We start from the raw sequence: 18862 nt of genomic DNA, 5'->3' as shown, positions 1-18862 counted from the left end.
CCCCCCTCCGTCATGCCGCTTCCGGTAGGGGATCGGCACGACAGCGATCGTGTCCCATCGCTCCGCCGTTTCGGACGCGTCGTGTTCGTACGAGTCGAGCGCGTAGACCGATCGCAGATCGTTAAACCGGTCCCTGTCGCCTTCCAGCAGGTTCAGAAAGTAGCGAACCGGCGCGTCGCCTGCACTGTAACCGACAAGGACAAGCGTCTTGCACCGTACAAGATCAAACAGGAATCGTGACGCCCACCCTGACCTCATGTAGGCGTCACCGTAGTCGGCGCTTGTCAGGACCAGCGGTGTCGCTTCCAGGCCGGCTTCCGCATCGCGAATGCGGCCATGCAGATGAATGATTCCCTGGCACGTATCTGTCCCCGGTGGAGGCAGCGCCTGCCCCGCGAGGCTCGACGTCTTGCCACGGCCCGGTCCTTCCGACGCATCGAGGGCGCGCTCGAACAAGCCGTCGAAGTTCGTGGTGACAAGGAGCAAGCTGTTGTCCCGCGCCCGGGACAGGCGAAGCAAGGTCCTGTGGTGCGCCAGATCCACGTTCGGGCGCGCGAGGATACCAGCGGCCTCGTCGTAGATCCGCGCCGGATTCACGAGACGCCGCGCCACAGCACCGAGCGCCTCCTCGTATCGACCATGCTTCTTGATGGCGAGGGATTCCGCGGTCGTCGGTTCGACGCCGATGCTCTGGTAGATCTGGTCGACAAGTTCGCCGAACGTCGGCAATTGAGGTGCGCTTACGCCCGCGCCGCAAAGAAACACGACATCACCATCCAGCATGCGATCCACAAGGTCGTTCGGAAATGCCGGGCCGTCGTCGGAGAATCGGAGTGTCAATGCGGTCTTTCCTTGTTCTTGATTTCGTGTGCGCATGGACGGTCCGCATTGGGCAATGTGACATTCCGGGTCCCGATATGCGTTGGGCCATACGTCGATCGCTGCGATTTTCGCGCGCCATGCACTTCAGAAGGGCGGCGTTACCGGCTCGAGGCTAACAACCCAGCGTTAGCATGCAACGTTTTGGCTACGCTAAAAGAGCCCGCGCTGCCTCGTGTCCCGCGCCGGTGGCAGCGACGCCTTAGCGCGCCCGCCACCGCGGCGGCGCGCGAACCGCCGCACGTGGGCCACCATCTCCGCCTTCACCGCCCCGGTCATGAGCACCAGCGCATACAGCCGCACACCCTCCGGCCTGGGTTCCGGTCGCGCGCGCAGCGACACGCGCAGCGCCAGGCGGCGGGCGCGGTCGAGCAACTGGGCGCGGCTCATCCCCGGCCAGCAGGCGGCGAAGAACGCGGCGACCGCCGGCGGCAAGCTTTCGGGGGCGCAGCCGGCGGGCAGTGCGAGGGCAACAAGTTCGAAGCAGTCGGCCATGCGGGCAGATGGAAGTCGGGGCCATCCGATCCTGGCGCAAAACGGTCCCTTCCGCAACGGCGCGGCGAACACAGGTGGCAAGCGCCGGAAGGCACCACGCCGGCGGCCGCCTGCTCGTGCCGATCGTGGCGCCGTGTAAATCCGCGTAAATCTGGCGGCGTCAACAAGAAACAGCAAAAAAGACGGGCTGGCGCAGCAGGACGAGTTGAGTGGACGGGATGGAAATCGAAGCCGTGAACGGGGGTAGGTCACGCGAGCGTCCGGGCGTGTGGTAGAAACGCGGTTCGCCGAAGAAACAACAGGCGTAACACCGTCCTAAACCGTCGAGTTCAAACCGGTGCTACGCCTCCACGAACACCGCACGACGGGCCGCGCAGGCCAGAAGACGGAACGCGTGAGGCCGCAGTATCGCATCCGCTGGGCGTCCCGTCGATCTTCCCTTAGCCAACTTCTTCGGCGTTCCTCGAGGACCGTCGATGCTGGCCACAGGCCGCCTGTTCCTGTGCGCCCGCTGCCGGGCGCAGGTATTCATCTGCCGCCGCTGCGATCGTGGCAACCGCTATTGCGACAGCGAGTGCGCTCGTGCTGCCCGCCGTGAGTCCCAGCGTGCTGCTGGAGTCCGCTATCAGGACAGCCGCCGCGGACGTTTCGCTCACGCAGCGCGAGCCCGGCGTCACCGTGACCGATGCAAATTCGTGACGCATCACGGTTCACCCGTCCCGTCCACGAATGATGTACTGCAACCGGACCTTGACGCCGCCGTTGCACTTGCCAGCGCCGCCGGCAGTGCGGCGGCGCCACACTGCCATTGCTGTGGCTGCATATTGCCGCCGTTCGTACACCGGCTTTGTGCGTCGTCGAGGCTCCCGTCGTGTTCATCATCACAACCGTGGAGATCCCCATGACCATTGGAGCCAAGCTCGAAGCGAAGATCCTTCGCTATTACCATGTCGAAAAGTGGCGCTGCGGCACCATCGCAAAGCAGTTGCACGTGCATCGCGAGACGGTGCAGCGTGTGCTCGCCCGTGCCGGGCTGCCCCGGCACGGACTACCGCCGCGCCCCTCGATGATCGAGCCGTATCTGCCGTTCATCCGGTAGACCCTGGAGAAGTTCCCCACGCTCACCGCGAGCCCCATGTATGCCATGGTGTGCGAGCGCGGCTATGAAGGCGCGCCCGATCACTTCCGTCATCTGGTCGCGCTGCACCGGCCCCGGCCCGTTGCTGAAGCGTTCCTGCGCTTGCGAACGCTCCAGGGCGAACAGGCGCAGTTCGACTGGGGACACCGGTCACATCGAGATCGGCCGCGCCCGCCGGCCGTTGATGGCCTTCGTGATGGTGCTCTCGTACTCGCGCGACATTTACCTGCGCTTCTTCCTTGACGCACGCATGGAGAACTTCCTGCGCGGCCACATCGGCGCGTTTAACACCTGGTGTGGCTTGCCCGCCAGCCATCGCCGTAGCTATGACCGTGGCGCGCAGATCGAGAATCCGCAGCACCTAAAGACGCTCGAGCAGTTCAAGCTATGGCCATCGGGTCTTACCTGATGGAGGCAACGGAGGTGGCGCGCACGGGCAGCGCGCCCCCCTCGCTGAAGGTATGACGCGGAAGGCACGCTGAAATCGCTCTCCATTCGCTTCGATATGCGAAATTTTCGACTGAATTGCGAATGCGTCACGCCGCACCTGTCAGCACGGGTAGGTACATCCCGGGCGATTTCAGGCCACAGTAACAGGCAGATGGGCGTTTTGGCGTTTTCAAGTGGAGGCGCACGATGGGAAGGAACCAATCTGACAGTCGGCAGCCCGACAAGGCCGTCTGCCGCCTCGAGCCGGTTATCCGCGCGATGGCACCGTGCCCGTCCGAGTTGCGGGCGTGCATGCTGTGGGCGATTGCCTTCCGGCTTGCCGTGGTACCCGATGATGAACAGGCGTCGGCATTTGCGTGTGTCCTGAAGGCGATCGGGGGTCTGCCCGCCGCGCAACGGGTGGAACCGCTGGCCGAACTCGGACTGCATATTCCTGAACTGCCCGACCTCGATCAGCCCAGGGCATTTCACGACTTTGTCGGGGCCATCAGCGACATCCCGGCGGAGCTGCGGGTGGAGCCGCTGGCGGAACTTGCTTTTCGCATGGTCGAGCAGGCGTATCTGCCCGGGCAGGCGGACGCGCCCGATCATCCTTTGCTTCACTGACCCGCGTTGATTTTCGCCGTCTAGGCTCGCTTTCGTCATGCTACAGTCGTCGCGCGGTATCAACCCGACAGGGAAAGCGGCGATGATGCGAGACGTGCCACTGACGACTGAACCTTCAGGCCTTACCACCTTGCTCGACGCTCTCGAGACAGCCGTGCCCGGCATGACCGGCACGGCGGGACTGCGACCAGCCGACTGGCTGGCGCTGGAGCGACGGCTGAAGGGATTGCAGAGGCTGCTAGCCAGTGCCGCGCGTTCCGGTCGGCCTGGTCACAATGCCGGCGGATGCACGTCCCCGGCGACACTGTTCTGACCATGCGCAGCATGTTGACACGGCCCATCGAAGCAAGGCGGCCTCCATGGACTGCGCTGCACTGATTCACGCGAAAGCCATGCACACTGCATCATGACGATGGAGTCGCAAGTGAAACGGGGGATCGACCTGTGCCCGAAATGTCGCAAGCCACTGCGACGCCGCGATGATGTGGTGCCGGCGCGCTGGGTATGCTCGCATGCTCCCGATTGCGGGTATACGCAGGCTGATGACGACGGACGGCCCGCTCCACCTCAGGACGCGGGTGACGCCCAGCGCGGCAGCGGCGTCAGTCAGCGGACGGCGGCGCCATCGCCTCGATCAACCCCGCGGGGGCGCATTGGAGAGCGTTGCCCGGATTGCGCAAAGGGTTTGCTGCTCCAGAAGACCCTCAAATCCAGCGGGAAGCCGTTCGTCGGCTGCAACCGTTTTCCGCAGTGCCGGTTCTTTGGCTGGCCGGACCGCTGAGCCATCGCCGCGCGCGAATATTGCATGACAGAGGCGACGCGTTCCCCGATCCATCAATTGCCCTGGCAGCCATCGTTCGGCCGGTGCATCAGCGCATCGCTTCGTGGTGTTGCCGAAGAGATGGATTGTGGAGCGAATCTCGACTCGATGAATCACTCCCGTCGGCTCTGAAGAACTACAAGCTTACCGTTAAATCCGCCGAAGCGTTCGTCTGCATTTCCTGCACCCGCCTCATGCTTCGCCGACTCGGCCGACTTTGAGGACAGCTTCTGAGGGACGGGGCTCAGTGGAGCAGTCTCGTTGCCTCGATCGCCCAGCTAGTGGAATCGACAGCTATACTTGTATTTGTCTGATGAGATGAGCCCGACGCGCGGGTTTGCGTCCCGCATGCCTCGTCATTCACACGGGGGGATCATGGCTTCAGCTCACAATGTGCGGCATTGGCCATCAGGGCGGGGCGCGCCATGTGGCAGACACACTGTGTCTGCAACGGCTACGCGGATTCGGTCAGCAACCGAGCCGTGGGACCACAACGACACCCTGACGAGCCAGCGGGCCTCCCCAGGCAGTCACCGAATTCTTGCTATCGACGCCGATGCGGCGCTTGCACAGGATCTTCGCAGGATGCTCGCTGGCTCGCCGGACCGCAAGTCCTTGCCAGCGCCGATTCAGGCCATATTGTCGGGCGGCATGGAGGGCGTGGGCACGGTGCTCCGGATCGATGCCGCGCGATCGGGCAGGGACGCACTCACGCGGGTCGTCCGGGCGCTTGCACACGCCCAGCCATACACGACGGTGTTCGTGAGTGTACGCAGATCGCCCGGGCGGGACGTTTTGCGGTCGATCATGCGAATCCGGCAGGCGGATCCACATGTGCAGTTTGCCCTTGTGGGCGCGCACGCTGCCGCGGCCCGGGAGGTTCTGGCCAGACGACTCGGGTCAGCCGACCGGCTGCTGACGCTGGTCGAGCCGTTCAGTCCGACGGCGATCCGTCACGTCGAACGCGTGGTGGTTGCGAAGTCGCGCCCGGGTAACGCCACCGCTGCCTGGCTTGGCCCGGTCAGGCAGCGGACCGACGCGCTCGACGAGGCGAACAGCCTCGCAATAAACGGTCCGGTCGTGTTTTACCGCCTGCGCGGAGAGCCTGCACTGCCGTTCCTCGAGATTTCGCACGACATCATCCTGTTTGGGTACAACCGCGACGCCGTGCTTGCCTCTCCCGCCGGGCTACCGGGTCTTGTCGACCCGCGCGACTGGCCGCGAGTCGAAGCGGTCATGGCGCGCCTCCTGGACAGGCGTGTCACACAGGCGTCCGTCGAGTTCCGCCTGCGCACGGGCGATGGCAACTGCCGTTGGGTTGAGAACCGGTTCATCCCGGTGCGTGACGTGGATGGCCGGCTCGTCGAGGTGGAAGGGCTCATCCTCGACCAGACTGGAATGCGTGCAGCCGAAGCTGGCATCGCATGGCTAGCGGGTAGCGATGTACTCACCGGGCTTGCAGACGAAGTCGCGTTCAGGCACCGGGTGCGCCTAGCGCTGGCAGCTGCCGGGCGCGGCGCGATACCATTCGCAGTCCTGCATTTAAGACTCGATCATTTCGGGTCCGTCAATGACACCCTCGGGCGGCCCGTTGGCGACCGGTTGCTTCAAGAGGTCGCGATGCGGCTGACGGGCTGCGTGGGCGAACGCGATCTGGTCGCGCGGGTCGGTGGCGACGAATTTGCCGTGCTGCAGGCCGAGGCGGTCGAGCCCGTTGACGCAGGCCTCCTCGCTCAGAGAATCCGCACCGCACTGGCGGCGGTCTGGCGCTTCGGGGGCAACGAGGTCCATGTGACCGCCAGTATTGGCGTGTGCCTGTACGTGCAGGGCCGTAGCCTGGCGCAGGAGCTGCTTGGGCAGGCCGGTCAGGCGCTCCGGCGTGCACGGCATACGGGCGGCAACCGGTATTGCTTCCCTTCCGCGCGTCTCGATCAGGCCGTGCGCGAAATGATGATGCTTGCCGAAGACCTCCGCACCGCGCCAGATCGTAGCGAGCTCGAACTCCAGTACCAGCCCGAGGTGGAGTTGTCTTCGGGGAACATTATCGGGATGGAGGCTCTGGTACGCTGGCATCACCCAACGCGCGGCCTGCTTGCTCCGGACGAGTTCATGCCGGTTGCTGAACGGGCCGGCCTGATGGCGACGCTCGGCCGCTGGGTGCTGGAGCAGGCGTGCCGCCAGATGAGGGCATGGCGCGACGAAGGGATTGCCCCGCTGATGATCGCGGTCAACCTGTCCTGGTCTGAACTCCTCAGCGGGGAAGCTTTCGTTCGCGACGTTGCTGCCACACTCACGAAATGGCAGCTGGCCCCAACCGATCTGGAGTTCGACGTAGCGGAGGCAACCCTGACCCGTCTCGCGTGGGCGCGCAACGACGTGCTGGGCGCGCTGCGCAGGCTCGGTGTGAAGATCGCCATCGACGGGTTTGCAGGCGAATTCGGGACCTTCGACTATGTCCGCAAGTGCGAGGCGAACCATCTGAAGGTCGCCCGATCCGTCGTCCAGCGGCTTGCCAGTGATCCTGCGGGAGCGGCGAAAATCCGTGCCATTGTCAACCTCGCGCGCGAGGCCGGCATGGGCGTCATCGCACAAGGCGTGGAGACCGAGCAGCAGCGTCTGTTCCTCGCGGACACCAATCGGGCGACGAAGGCGCAAGGCTTTCACTTCAGCCAGGCGGTGGATGGCGCCCAAGCCGCTGTGCTGCTACGCCACGGGCACATCCCGGAATCACTGCGGCGGTAAATCGGCGCCGCGCTGAGTTGCCTTCGTGACGGTTGCCGTCAGCGCTTCAAGATTGCTCCCAGTCACCTGCATGGCCTGGTGGCTCGCCTTTTGCAGCGTATCAAACAGGGTCCCCGTGGCGCCGAGCGCTGACTTCCACGCTTCAATCGCGACCGCAGAACCGTAAGCGATCCATTATCGCCGCCCCTCTGAGTAGTAGACAGGCGCGTTGATTCGTGGAGTGAATATGCTGAGAATCAGTTCTGGGAGGGCGGCATCCGCCAAGGCACGAGCGCTTCGTAGTCGTCGGCAGTCTTTGCCAGAGGCAGGCGCTCGAACAGCCAGGTCAGGTAGCGGTATGGATCGATACCATTGGCCTTGCAGGTTTCAACGAGACTAAAGAGATTTGCGCTGGCATGTGCGCCGGCAACCGTATCTGCGAACAGGAAGCCCTTGCGTGCAACGACAAACGGGCGAATGGAATTTTCACAAGGATTGTTCGATACCGGCCAGTCGCCGTTCTCGAGGTAGCGCACCAGCTTCGGCCACTGCTCACGCAGATAGGTCAGTGCCCTGCCAAGCATGCTCTGGGGCGGCACCCCTGGAGACTGCTCGATCATGAGATCCTTGATGACCTGGAGTACGTGGGCGCTATAGCGTTGCCGCAAGCGCTGACGCCGGTCTGCGTTCCACGTTTTACTGCGTGCCTCGGCGGCAAACAACTTGCCAAACAGTTTGATGAAGCGTGTTGCGAGCAGATCTGGCGTACGTGCCGCCTTGGGAACATTTTCCTCGGCCTTAACGAAGTAACGTCTCGCGTGAACGAGGCAACCAAGGTGCACGAGCTTGTACCGCTCGGCGATACCGTTATAAGCCTCATAGCCATCGGTCATCAGCGCGGCGCCTTCCTGCACGCCAGCGAACAGCCTGTCAGCCAGCTTCGCCCCGCGACCCGGCGTGTAGGTATAGCAACAGATCGGGATTCCCGTGCCTGTCATCTGACACCACAGGTAGCTCTTCGTCTGTGGCTTGCGCCCTTTCTCCTTGAGGACCTGGAAGGGCGTCTCGTCAGCGAGGATCACCGCTGCCTCAAGCAGCGCGTCACGCATCAGGTTAACGACTGGCTGCGTTGCGAGGCCGGCCTTGACCATGCTGGCTGCGATCGTGTTTGACGAGATATCACCACCGAAGCGGCGAAGCAGGCCAGCCTGACGATACAAGGGCATGCCAAACTGGAATTTGCCCGCCGCGATCCAGGCAAGTGCAGATTCGGTAAGGAGTCCTCGTGGGATGATACAAGGTGGCGCCGGTGTGACCTTGATGCCCAGATCACAGCACGGGCATGCATACTTGACCCGCTGATGCTGGATCACGCGTAGCTGCTCAGGAATCACGTCGAGCTGTTCGCTGATTTCCACGCCGAACTCGACCAGGGCATGGCCGTCGTTGCTACAGAAACGCTCGGCCTCCGGAAGTTCGTGCAGGCGAGGAACGCTTAGAAGACCGGGATCGAGCGGCTTGCGGTGGCCACGCTTTTTGCGTGTATGCGCACCGACCTTCGTTTCGGGCGTATCTTCCTGGGCCGGGGCCGCATTCGCGCCAAGCGCTTCAGCTTCGTTGAACAGCCCGAACTGTTCCGAGTCCCGTGCTTCGCTCCTTGCGCCAAACAGCTCACGCCGGTAGGCACGCAGCCGTTCCTCGGCCAGGTCGCGCTCCGCGCTCACCAGACGCAGCATGCTGCGGGTTTCCTCGTGCTCGCGCTCAAGAGTGGCATACGCCTCGCGCATGGCGAGTAACGCATTGAGCTCGTCGGCGGAGATCGTGATCTGGGCGGGCATGCCGGATTAGACCATGCATGCCCGCCCATGTTCAGCTCACGCGCAAATATTCCTCCCGTGGATGTCGGCGGATCGCAGTGATGTCATCGCCATCGAGCAGCGCGTGCAGCGACGCTGGCGTCAATGCCACGACTTCGGTCTTCCTGTCGGGCCAGATGAAACGGCTTGTTTCAAGGCGCTTCGTCATCAGCCAGAAACCACTACCATCCCATCCGATGATCTTGACCCTGTCACGGCGGCGGTTTCCGAAGATATAAAGAGAGGAGTCCATCGGGTTCAGATGCATGGCCTGCTCGACGAGAATCGACAGGCTGTTCATGCCGTAGCGGAAATCGACGGGATCGCGGTGCAGGTACACCCTCAGGTTTTCGTCGAAGCGGAACACGGCATCCTCCCGAGCATCTGGACTACGGTGGTTAGTTCCTCGACGCTTGCGTCCCCGATGTTAAACTCGACACCATTGGAAAGGCGCACATGTAACGCGAGCGCCGTCACCGGCACGGCAGGTGGCGTTGGATGCGCCGACGACACCGCAACGACGGGCACAAATGGCGAAGGTGCCGAAGTCTGCACCACCGGCTTGATCAAATCCGGGCGTCCGTCCGATACGCTATCGATTACCTCGCCCGCGGACGGTGGGAAATCGAGGTCCCTGGCAACGGTGTCCTGCGGTGTCGGCGCATTGTTTTTTTCACGCTCCAGCAGGTATTTCGTGATCCACTTGCGCAGCAGGTTGGCGTTCACTCCATGCTCCTGCGCCAGACGGGCAACCGACATGCCTGAGCACAGCGCCGCCTCGATGAGTGCGCGCTTGCCTTTCTCGTCGTACTGCCGCCGTCCGTCGCGGCTCTGACGCACCACTTTCAACTCTGAGTTTTTTTCGGCCATAGGTGTCCACCTCCAGTTGGTGGACACCTATGCTCCTCGCTCCTGCGGCTTACTGCCAGACGTCAAAGATGGATCGCTTACGCAGAACCCGCGGGCGCGCGCTTGGCGGCTTCCTCTGTGAACGCCTGCATGCGCTCACTGCAGCGTTCGAATTGCGCTTCGGCGGTCTGCATGATCGCCGAGCGCATGGTTGACGCAATATCGAACAGATTGACGCCATACGACATCAGCTTTTCGGTGAGCGGCGCGAAGAGTCCTCCCTGCAGTGCGATCCACTCCTGCGGGTCGCCGGCGCTTTCAACCGTCTTGATGGCGATCGCCTGCGTCCGGGCAAGACCCGACCCCGTGGCCTGCAGGTTCAGACTGGCGAGCTTTTCCACGCCGTCAATCACCTTGCCGGCGAGCGCGAAAAACGCTTCGGTGTTTGCCTTCTGTGTAGCTGCGATCTGATCTTGAGCAGGTAGAGACATTGTAAAACTCCCTGATTTCCAATCCTGTGAGACCTCTCGGCCCATATGTCGCGGAGGGTTGCCGCGACAGTGATCCGAAAGACGCCTTCGCGCATGGCGCATGGACGTCGCGCGCGCCATGCAAAACTCGCGAGAACTGTACCGCCGGACACAGCGCGCGAGTCATTCCTCGAGGACAGAGGCTCCCTCGTTCGAATCGGTGCTCCTGTGCGCATCGAGTGCGGCTGCCGGCTGCACGCGGCTCTCAATGCTTTGCATCGAATCCTCGGCCTGCATTGATCCGGCGCAGCTCGCGAGGTTCCTCGTCTTCTATCCACCACCAGTTGACCGCGACGTTGAGTCCCTGCGAGCGCAGATAGTGCCACCATCCCTCAGGGATATAGAGGATGTCGCCTCGACACAGCACACATTCGACAGGCTGCGCGTCCAGCAATCCGGGAAATCGTTCGAGATCGGGGGTACGCAGATTGATGCGGCTGAAATGGCGATTCCTGCGATCGTCGGTGTACGGATAGAGATGGCGGCGGTCTGTGGGCGGAAACAGGGTAATGTGCTTGCGCCCGCTCACCATCGCATACAGGTTGTCATATGAATCGTAATGCAGCGTCGAAGCGTTGCCGCCAATGCCCATCCACAGATATGGTGGCCGCATGATCTTCGCGAGCGGTGCGAACGAAGGCCTGACAATATCGCCGACCAGTTCAGGGAGATACTTTAGTGTATCAACCTGCGCCAGATAGTAAGTCGTTGGGCTGGCCGTATCGCCGTAGATCAGGTAGTCGACAAAGCTGCCGAAGCTGGAATGGACCCGATCCTTACCGATTCGCTCCGGTAGAGCGAACTCCTTGTCCGGCGAATACTCGATGGGTACACGACGGCTCCCCGCTGCAGCCTTCAGATAGCCGCAATTCCATCGCCTGACAGCGCCCAGCCCCAGTGCCGCGCCTCTAAAGACAACGGGTAAGCCTGGACGAACAAACCGGCGATGGAACTCCCTCGCACCCGGAACCGTGTTCGTTTCGACAAGGTGCGTGAGCGGCAGATATTCCCTGTTGACTACGGATGGGTTCATGTTGTTTCGGGAACGCTTTCGGCGTTCCCGCTGTGTTATGTCAGTTGATCCCCGGTGACGGGCGAAGCGCCCACATCCGGCCTGCGCGCACATTCCTCCAAAGGGCCTGAGTGCCCCCCGGTCCGTTTCCCGACAGTAACGTCATGGAGCTCGCGAAAATATGCACCGAAGAGACACGCAAGGTCCTTCAGGGTCGTGAACAGATGTCGCTCGTCCTCCTCGCGCACGGCCAGCTTCTGCGCAATTGCGAGGATCATCGGGTAGTGTCCGGCGTGTCTGTCAATATGCAGATGGCTGCGGGCACCCTTGAGGTGCCGCGCGGAAAATCGACGTTCTGCGCGGGCCACAACGAGCGCAGAGACGCGTTCCGAGTTCCATTCGACGAACAACGAATAGGCAACCGCGGCGAGCGAGCCGATCTCGTCCAGTCGTCTCGCAAGATACGCGATCAGATCCCGGGTCGCCTGGAGTGGAGCGGTACCGTCTATGGTTTCGTCACTGCATCCGTGGTAACGGAGGTCGTTCCGAAAGAGGATGTCGTGATTCAACTCCTCCGCCGTATAGCGGCCCCATAGACGGCTACTGTCGTAGTCCTCCTCGATCATGCGGGCGAGCGCCAGCGCATCGACTCTGGCGGTCAGGCGAATCCTCCGGATGGTCTCGATGCGATGACGAACGTAATATTCCTCATCAAGTTCCTGATCCCCGGAACTGAGATGTGCCGAGTACGGAACGGAAGCGAGAATCTGTTCGACTTCGGATACGAGTAGATCATCGACACGCTGCGCCACCCCTGATCGAGTATTCATGGTTCCGGTATCCGTTTTATTTGATGACGTCGAGCCCACTCTCCGCCCGTCCCGCACGCGAGGCAAGCTCGGCGCGCAGCTCTTCGTCACGCAGGGACCGCGCGGAGCGATCCGCGCGCAACTCCTCGTCGCGAAGCGTGCGTGCGGCGCGATCCGCACGCAGCTCCTCATCACGGAGTGATCTGGCGGCGCGGTCGGCCAGCTCGGCGCGCAGCTCCTCGTCGCGCAGCGAGCGAGCCCCGCGATCCGCACGCAGTTCCTCATCCCGCAGTGAACGGGCCGCGCGGTCAGCCAGCTCCGCGCGCAGCTCCTCGTCGCGAAGCGTGCGTGCGGCGCGATCCGCACGCAGCTCCTCATCACGGAGTGATCTGGCGGCGCGGTCGGCCAGCTCGGCGCGCAGCTCCTCGTCGCGCAGCGAGCGAGCCCCGCGATCCGCATGCAGTTCCTCATCCCGCAGTGAACGGGCCGCGTGGTCAGCCAGCTCGGCACGCAGTTCTTCGTCGCGGAGCAAGCGCGCAGCGCGATCCGCACGCAGTTCCCCAATACGCAGTGAACGCGCTGCACGGTCGGCCAGTTCGGCGCGCAGTTCTTCATCGCGCAGTGATCGGGCCGCACGGTCGGCCAGCTCGGCACGCAACTCCTCGTCACGCAGGGAACGCGTGGCGCGATCCGCACGCAGGTCCCGATCACGGAGTGCGCGCGCCGTGCGCTCAAAACGGGCGACCAGATCCCCGTCGCGCAACGCCCTGTCAACCCGGGCTCGTGAAGCGCGCGCACCATCCGCGCGTATGGCCAGATCGAGCTGATCGGCCACATCTTCGATCTGCTCGAGATACCGGGTAGTGACCAGCAGCAGGTCAGTCAGCAAATCAACAGTACTGGAACTCATGGTCAATCTCCTGATTGGATAAATAACGTCATTTGACGTTTTGTGGATACCGCCTTGAAACACCGAACCAACTACCGTTTCCTGAGTATGGGCAACAACACGAATTCGGTGCTACTACAGATATCGATGTACACACACCCCTGTCTTCAGGCTCCGCAAGCGGCTCCAGTTGCGACGCAGCCCAAAGACCACGCCCATACCGGAGACCGGAAATCACGCTGAAATGCGGAATAGAACGTGGGAAAGGCAGGCGTCCCGGATGTCGATCCTTGTTATGTCATTCGTTTTGTTTGTGCAATGTGAGTCACCGACACTCAACAGATCGCGCACGGCTGCAGAGATACTTTGATTATATTGAGATGACGTCTACGGTCAAATTTCCCTATCCAGGTTGACAGGTATCGAACGCGCTCATGAAACTCACACGAAGACTCTACCTGAGCCGTTTTATGTATTCAGTCTTCCGGTTATTTTAATCAATTGGCATATCTAATAATACTATTGTGAAGTTGCATATCCGTTTGACCCGGTGCCACGGCTCAAGTGAATGTCCTGTGATGCTGCCCCTCCATGAGAATGGTGTAATTCTCGCGATTTGGTAACCTATGCGAGATCGTCAGACGTGTGGAATGCGCTTTTTGGCGCCGGGCAGCTTTTCGCCGGCCGACACGGTCCGCATGGCCTGCAATCGGGCTTTGGGACTCACGATACTTTCCGCAATTTGCGCATCCTGCACCGCGACCCCTGTCAAATCTGCGACCGTCACCTGAGTCCGGTCGGCGTCGTTACGCCCCCTGCGCTTTGCCGCGAGCAACGTGCCGATTTCAACCAGTGCCTCCTTCTCGATGAGTCCGGCGGATAGCGCATGGGACACTTCGCCATACTGGCTGCACTGCACGATCGAGTCGACGACGATGGCGCCCGCCCGGGCGACGATGCCGGGATCGAGCTCCTGTTTGCCCATGCTGTCAGCGCCCACGGCAGTTATATGCGTGCCGGGACGAATCCACTCGCGTTGCAGCAGTGCCTCGCGCGAAGGGGTCGCCGTGACGATCAGGTTCGCGCTCCCCGCCACCTCTTCGGCCGTGTCGTGTACGTGCACCTCGAACCCGTGCGCCGACATGTCCGAGGCAAACCGTGCGCAGCGTTCCGGGATCGGCTCCCAGACGTGCACTTCCCGGCACGCGGTAACCGGCTTCAGATACGCCAGTTGAAGGCGAGCCTGGCTGCCTGTGCCGATGATCCCGATCCCCTCGACCTCGAGTGGCGCCAGCAGGCGCGCGGCAAGTTGACCTGCAATCGCCGTGCGCACGGAAGTCAGCCACCCTTCGTCCTGCAGCAACGCGACCGGTTCGCCAGTATGCGCCGAAATCAGCACGGTAAATCCGTTATTGGTCGGCAAACCCGCCGCGGGATTGTTGTAGAAGCCGGACGACACTTTCACCGCGAAGGTCGACGCGTCAACGATGTATGCCGACTTGATGCAGCATTCGCCGTTCACCGATTCGAACTGAATGTTCTGGATCGGCGGAACCCGCGCCGTACCCTGCGAGTAGGCGATAAAGCCCTGCTCGACCATGCGTGTCGCGCGCGCCACGTCAAAGCGCGCAGCAATCTCGTTTCGTTTCCAGATTCTCATTTCACCGCTCCGATGAATTTTTCCAGCGAGATATTCCGGCCGCAGAGCACGACGGCTACCGCGCGCCCCTGATACTTGGGCGCCTTCCTGAGCAACGTCGCCAGCGCGACGCCTGCGGCCCCCTCCACCATCCATCCGTCGGTCTGGGCGATCCGTTTCATCGCTACCCGGATTTCTTCTTCGGTGACGAGTGCGGTGTCCGTGATGACCTGCTGGCTGATACCGAAGGTGATCGTGTCCGGATCGATCCCTCCGGCGGTGCCATCGGAAATGGTGTCGAGTTCCTCGGACTCGACGATCCTCCCGGCTTTCAGGCAACGGTAGAGGGCGGTCGAGTTGGCGGGCCAGCAACCAGTCACTGCCGTCGAGGGACGCAGTTTCCGCAGCACGGTTCCGACGCCTGAAATCAGCCCGCCGCCGCCAACCGAGACGAACACCGCCGACAGGTCTAGGCCCCGTTCACGGGCCTGCCCGTCAAGCTCCATGCCAATCGTCCCCTGCCCGGCAATGACATCGATATCGTTGTAGGGTGAGACGAACGTCATACCCGTCAGTTGTGCCTGCCGCGCCGCTTCAAGTTCAACGGCGAGCGACGCATCGTCGATCGTCACGACGGTCGCGCCCAGCGCGCGGATCGCATCGAGCTTGACTGGCGATGCTGCGGTGGTCGTAAAGACGGTGACGGGCACTTCTGCGAGCTTGCCGGCAAGCGCGACCCCCTGCCCGTGGTTGCCGCTCGATACGGCCAGTATCCCTGCCTCCCGCGCGGCCGCGTCAAGCAGACGCACCTTGTTCCATGCGCCGCGAAACTTGAACGAACCCGTGTGCTGCAGGTGCTCGCATTTTAGATAGACCTCGCAGCCGGTGAGCTTCGACAGATCGGGGCTGTACGAAAGGGGCGTGACGGCAACCTGCGGTCGAATCGCCCAGTGCGCGTCCATGATTCTGGCAAACAGATCGTCTGACATCGATATTTTCTTAATCAAAGGCAACGCATACACGAATGCGCTGGCGAGGTAAGCGGTGAATCGCCCCCCTTGGAGGTGGCCGTCGCGCGGCGACATCAGAAACCTGGGCGTACCTTCTTGCAACGTTGCAGGCCTGCTGCCGGTACCTCAAAGAGCCTCAATCATCGGCTGCGGCCGGGTTGACTCAAATGAGCGATCAGAATCACGTAGCAGCATGCCGCACCTATCCGACGACGACGCGGTTGCGACCCAGATGTTTCGCGCAGTAGAGCCGCTCGTCGGCCGCACGCAGGATCGTGTCAATGGTGTCGCCATCGCGGCCAAACTGCGAGCCGCCAACGCTGACGGTCACTTCGCCGCGCCGCCCGCTGCCAGTCCCGAAGATACTGCCAGCGATCATCGAGCGAATGCGTTCGCCCGTTGTGAGTGCAGCGTCCAGACCTGTCTGCGGCAGCAGCACCATGAATTCCTCGCCACCCACCCGTGCGACGCCGTCGTAGGGGCGGATTGCGTCACCGCATATCTGCACGAATTCGCGCAGCACCGTGTCGCCTGCCTGGTGTCCGTACGCGTCGTTGATTGCCTTGAAGTGATCGAGGTCGAGCGCGAGCAGCGAAAACGGCGCACCACCTCGCCGGGCGCGCTCGATCTCGGCTTCGACGCGTTCGATGAACTGGCGCCGGTTGGCCGCGCCGGTAAGCGGATCGGTGGCAGCCAGGTGCTCAAGCCTGTCGTTGGTCCGCTGCAGTTCCTGCAGCGCACTTTCGGTGCGGCCCATGGCCTCGGCAAGCCGCGCCATCAGTTCTTCCCGGCTGTAGATGGTTGCAAACGAGCGCGTCGTGTGAAACGCCTGAACCACGCCATAGCTGAGCAGAAAGAATCCACCGGCGAAGATCGCATGCGCAAGCCACCACATGTGGTTCCACGGCCGCCCCAGAATGAAGGCTAATGAGGACAACGCAAACGCCGTGACCGAAACGCCAAACATGACCATCAGTGGCGTGCGGATGCGTCGCAGCAACAGTATCAGGACGTTCAGCGCGGAAAGGATCATGGCGCCCCCCTCCATCGACAGACGGACCGCGAGGGTCCCGGCGATGGGACTGTACGCGATCCCGGCGACCACCAGGTCGACGAAAAGGAACAGCGCCATCCAGGTGAGCCAGCCGCGCCAGTCGGTGCGCCTCTCGACCGTATCGGGCGGCTGGTTGTACGAGAGCAGCCCCACCAGCAGCAGGGTCGACATCACAAGGCGCGACGCCGGGCCATAAAGCAGGAACAGCCAGATATTGTGGTGCGCCATGCCGGTGAAGGCGCCGTGCAGGGCATAAATGAGGACGAAGCCGAGAAAGCCTAGCGTCAGCCATCGTAACAGCGGCTCACCGGAAGACCGGTAGCACTGCCAGGTGACGTAGGTGACGAACAGCCCTTCGAGCGTTGCGGCGGCTATTGCGATCTCGTGGAACAGGTGGTTCTCGAGCCTGAGCGTGGGATCCTGGAAGAAAAACAGATAGGCGATCAGGTACGCGGGCACCAGCGCAAAGCCAGCCAGCACGAAGCGGGCATAGAGTTTCGTGATGAGCCTGACCATCTCCGGTGACTCACGCGTCGCAATCGTAACACTCATGCCGCCCCCCTCTGGCATTTACCGTCGTTTCGCAGGCACTGCTGGCATGCCTGCCGCAAATTGTGGCCAGTCCGTCACACTTACCCGTGTCGAGCAGCACCATCATGGAAACGGAAGCGCCGCCTCCCTTGCCGATCACCGACAGGCCTTCCGGAAATGTGTATGCGTTGCATGTCTCTTGACCACGCCCCCCACCTTGAGGTGAGTCGACATTTCCCACTGCGTTCGGCACGCAGCGTGATCAACCGCGCACCGTTCAACACGCGCTGGATGGTCCGTTCAGAAGGGATAGCCCGCTGAACACTGCCCCGTGAATGTGGCCAGGCAGCCGGAACGATCCACGACCGATTGCACTCAGGTCTGTGCAAACAGGTCCGCGCCAGCCTGGATGGACTGCCAGAAGTCGTCTTCCTTCTCTGGCGTGCTCGACAGGTTCCAGAGCGTGTACATGCAGGCCTGGTCTCCGTTGTGAAGCAACAGGCCGCTCCAACTCGTCACCGAGGCGTACGCGATATCCCAGTCCACCGTGAATGCGATCGCGTCTTCGGCTACCGTTCCGGAGATCGGGCCGGTAGCGTACTGCCCGTCACTGCTCACAGCGCTCTGGTAGGTGCCACTAAAATTCACGCCGTCAAACTGATCGATCGTCATGACCGAGCCCAGTTCGTTTTCCCACTTGCCAACCAGTTCTGGCGTTGCGCCTTTCGCACCTTGCACGACGCCCGACAGTGGACGAAGTGTTTTCTGTCGATCAACATGCCTTTTCCTTTTCTAGCCACTCACCATTAACAACAGAACACTCGCCAGGCATTCCGGACATCAACCCTCTACCCGCAAAAGGGCGCACGATTCCGCGCCCGCCAGACGCGACCTCTTGACGGGCGTATTCGTATACGCGTGCATAGAGACATGCCGAAACTTTAGCGCCACGGAAAAATCCTGGGATGCCGGCTTTGCCACTTGTTACCCAAACTGACCCTCTTCTCGAATGTCCCATTCGCCACGAGGCTTACCCCGCAAAAACCATTTGGATTACTTAGCAGTTAGATTTGCATTGCCGGGCGTCTGGTCGTGCGAAAACGCGATGCCCGGAAAGCCGATATACCAGTTCGTTGAATCCAGCGAAGTCTGGCCTGCCTTCTTCCTGCAGAAACTGCACACGGTACTTCTGTGAAAACACCCGGCGAGAGGCAGATATGCTCGCCTCCTCATGACCGGGCTCTCCCTGACTGGAGCCACTCACATCCGCTGTCTGCGCAATGCTGCGCGGCTCTGCCGCGTGGTCAGGCCCCATACGCGTTTATTCTTCATACAAGTCGTGATTGCATCATAGGAGCCAATAGACAGGGCGTCAACCACTATATTGGACGCTTCGGCATGCGAAATGGTTTTGCAGAAAGTAAGGAGAATCGACGATCGGTGGATTTGCATGACCAGACTGGCGAGGCATGCCTTGCGTACAAGCGCGTGACGCCCCTCGCGCGTCATCCATTGGCGTCGTGCAGCGATGCGCCCCGAAAGCGCAACCTGTCAGAGTGGATAGGTGAAGATCA

The 18862-nt window shown here is 61.9% G+C and carries 19 protein-coding genes; 6 read left to right on the top strand and 13 right to left on the bottom strand.

Annotated elements, in window-relative coordinates; translation table 11 throughout:
• Together BMI01S_RS32780 and BMI01S_RS32775 are read right to left on the bottom strand one after the other, a co-directional pair.
• Nucleotides 1-840, bottom strand: an 840-nt coding sequence (locus BMI01S_RS32780; RefSeq protein ID WP_042292078.1) for an SIR2 family protein, incomplete at its 3' end; no start/stop codon positions are given.
• Nucleotides 841-1032: 192 nt separating this feature from the next.
• A complete protein-coding gene (locus BMI01S_RS32775; RefSeq protein ID WP_028215607.1) occupies nt 1033-1374 on the bottom strand; it encodes a hypothetical protein in 342 nt (113 codons plus the stop codon).
• A gap of 549 nt (nt 1375-1923) precedes the next feature.
• On the opposite strand from BMI01S_RS32775, the gene BMI01S_RS41380 reads away from it, so the two are divergent.
• The 6 genes from BMI01S_RS41380 to BMI01S_RS32755 all read left to right on the top strand — a co-directional run bounded on the left by BMI01S_RS41380 (nt 1924) and on the right by BMI01S_RS32755 (nt 7130).
• Nucleotides 1924-2073 (top strand): hypothetical protein, encoded by a 150-nt coding sequence (locus BMI01S_RS41380; RefSeq protein ID WP_154671493.1) that lies wholly within the window; start codon nt 1924-1926, stop codon nt 2071-2073.
• Nucleotides 2074-2275: 202 nt separating this feature from the next.
• A complete protein-coding gene (locus BMI01S_RS44460) occupies nt 2276-2473 on the top strand; it encodes a hypothetical protein (protein WP_420330029.1) in 198 nt (65 codons plus the stop codon).
• 64 nt (nt 2474-2537) lie between these two features.
• Nucleotides 2538-2921 carry a hypothetical protein gene (locus BMI01S_RS44455; RefSeq protein ID WP_420330028.1) on the top strand — a complete coding sequence of 128 codons (384 nt, stop codon included), beginning with the start codon at nt 2538-2540 and terminating at the stop codon, nt 2919-2921.
• A 227-nt stretch (nt 2922-3148) separates the two neighbouring features.
• Nucleotides 3149-3568, top strand: a complete 420-nt coding sequence (locus tag BMI01S_RS32760) for a hypothetical protein (RefSeq protein WP_028232892.1) — start codon at nt 3149-3151, stop codon at nt 3566-3568.
• A 406-nt stretch (nt 3569-3974) separates the two neighbouring features.
• Entirely contained in the window at nt 3975-4349 is a 375-nt protein-coding gene (locus BMI01S_RS44220; protein ID WP_081716276.1) for a topoisomerase DNA-binding C4 zinc finger domain-containing protein, read from the top strand.
• A 624-nt stretch (nt 4350-4973) separates the two neighbouring features.
• Complete coding sequence (locus BMI01S_RS32755) at nt 4974-7130, top strand: putative bifunctional diguanylate cyclase/phosphodiesterase (RefSeq protein ID WP_244145440.1); 2157 nt, start codon at nt 4974-4976, stop codon at nt 7128-7130.
• A gap of 236 nt (nt 7131-7366) precedes the next feature.
• Here BMI01S_RS32755 and tnpC read toward each other — a convergent pair whose 3' ends face one another.
• From tnpC to BMI01S_RS32700, 11 genes are all read right to left on the bottom strand, one after another.
• Entirely contained in the window at nt 7367-8947 is a 1581-nt protein-coding gene (gene tnpC / locus BMI01S_RS32750; protein WP_042292074.1) for an IS66 family transposase, read from the bottom strand.
• A gap of 31 nt (nt 8948-8978) precedes the next feature.
• On the bottom strand, nt 8979-9332 hold the full coding sequence (gene tnpB / locus BMI01S_RS32745; RefSeq protein WP_028232385.1) for an IS66 family insertion sequence element accessory protein TnpB: 354 nt from the start codon (nt 9330-9332) through the stop codon (nt 8979-8981).
• The gene (locus BMI01S_RS32740) at nt 9308-9835 is read right to left on the bottom strand and encodes a transposase (RefSeq protein ID WP_028232384.1); all 528 of its coding nucleotides are present in this window, start codon (nt 9833-9835) and stop codon (nt 9308-9310) included. The genes tnpB and BMI01S_RS32740 overlap by 25 nt, the downstream gene beginning before the upstream one ends.
• Before the next feature lie 77 nt (nt 9836-9912).
• Nucleotides 9913-10305, bottom strand: a complete 393-nt coding sequence (gene phaP / locus BMI01S_RS32735) for a TIGR01841 family phasin (protein WP_036046510.1) — start codon at nt 10303-10305, stop codon at nt 9913-9915.
• A 244-nt stretch (nt 10306-10549) separates the two neighbouring features.
• On the bottom strand, nt 10550-11377 hold the full coding sequence (locus tag BMI01S_RS39760) for a cupin-like domain-containing protein (protein WP_161635556.1): 828 nt from the start codon (nt 11375-11377) through the stop codon (nt 10550-10552).
• A gap of 35 nt (nt 11378-11412) precedes the next feature.
• A complete protein-coding gene (locus BMI01S_RS32725; RefSeq protein ID WP_174480175.1) occupies nt 11413-12186 on the bottom strand; it encodes an iron-containing redox enzyme family protein in 774 nt (257 codons plus the stop codon).
• A gap of 16 nt (nt 12187-12202) precedes the next feature.
• Complete coding sequence (locus BMI01S_RS32720; protein WP_154671400.1) at nt 12203-13075, bottom strand: hypothetical protein; 873 nt, start codon at nt 13073-13075, stop codon at nt 12203-12205.
• Nucleotides 13076-13691: 616 nt separating this feature from the next.
• On the bottom strand, nt 13692-14714 hold the full coding sequence (locus BMI01S_RS32715; protein ID WP_081716275.1) for an ornithine cyclodeaminase family protein: 1023 nt from the start codon (nt 14712-14714) through the stop codon (nt 13692-13694).
• Nucleotides 14711-15682 carry a threonine/serine dehydratase gene (locus BMI01S_RS32710; RefSeq protein ID WP_036046507.1) on the bottom strand — a complete coding sequence of 324 codons (972 nt, stop codon included), beginning with the start codon at nt 15680-15682 and terminating at the stop codon, nt 14711-14713. The genes BMI01S_RS32715 and BMI01S_RS32710 overlap by 4 nt, the downstream gene beginning before the upstream one ends.
• 223 nt (nt 15683-15905) lie before the next feature.
• Nucleotides 15906-17309 (bottom strand): sensor domain-containing diguanylate cyclase, encoded by a 1404-nt coding sequence (locus BMI01S_RS32705; RefSeq protein WP_028215224.1) that lies wholly within the window; start codon nt 17307-17309, stop codon nt 15906-15908.
• 354 nt (nt 17310-17663) lie between these two features.
• Nucleotides 17664-18026 carry an avidin/streptavidin family protein gene (locus BMI01S_RS32700; protein WP_154671399.1) on the bottom strand — a complete coding sequence of 121 codons (363 nt, stop codon included), beginning with the start codon at nt 18024-18026 and terminating at the stop codon, nt 17664-17666.
• Nucleotides 18027-18862 lie beyond the last annotated feature (836 nt).

The sequence above is a fragment of the Paraburkholderia mimosarum LMG 23256 = NBRC 106338 genome (assembly GCF_000739815.1).
Lineage (GTDB): Bacteria > Pseudomonadota > Gammaproteobacteria > Burkholderiales > Burkholderiaceae > Paraburkholderia > Paraburkholderia mimosarum.
The sequence above is the reverse complement of the archived record's forward strand: the minus strand, read 5'-3'. Positions and strand labels throughout refer to the sequence as shown.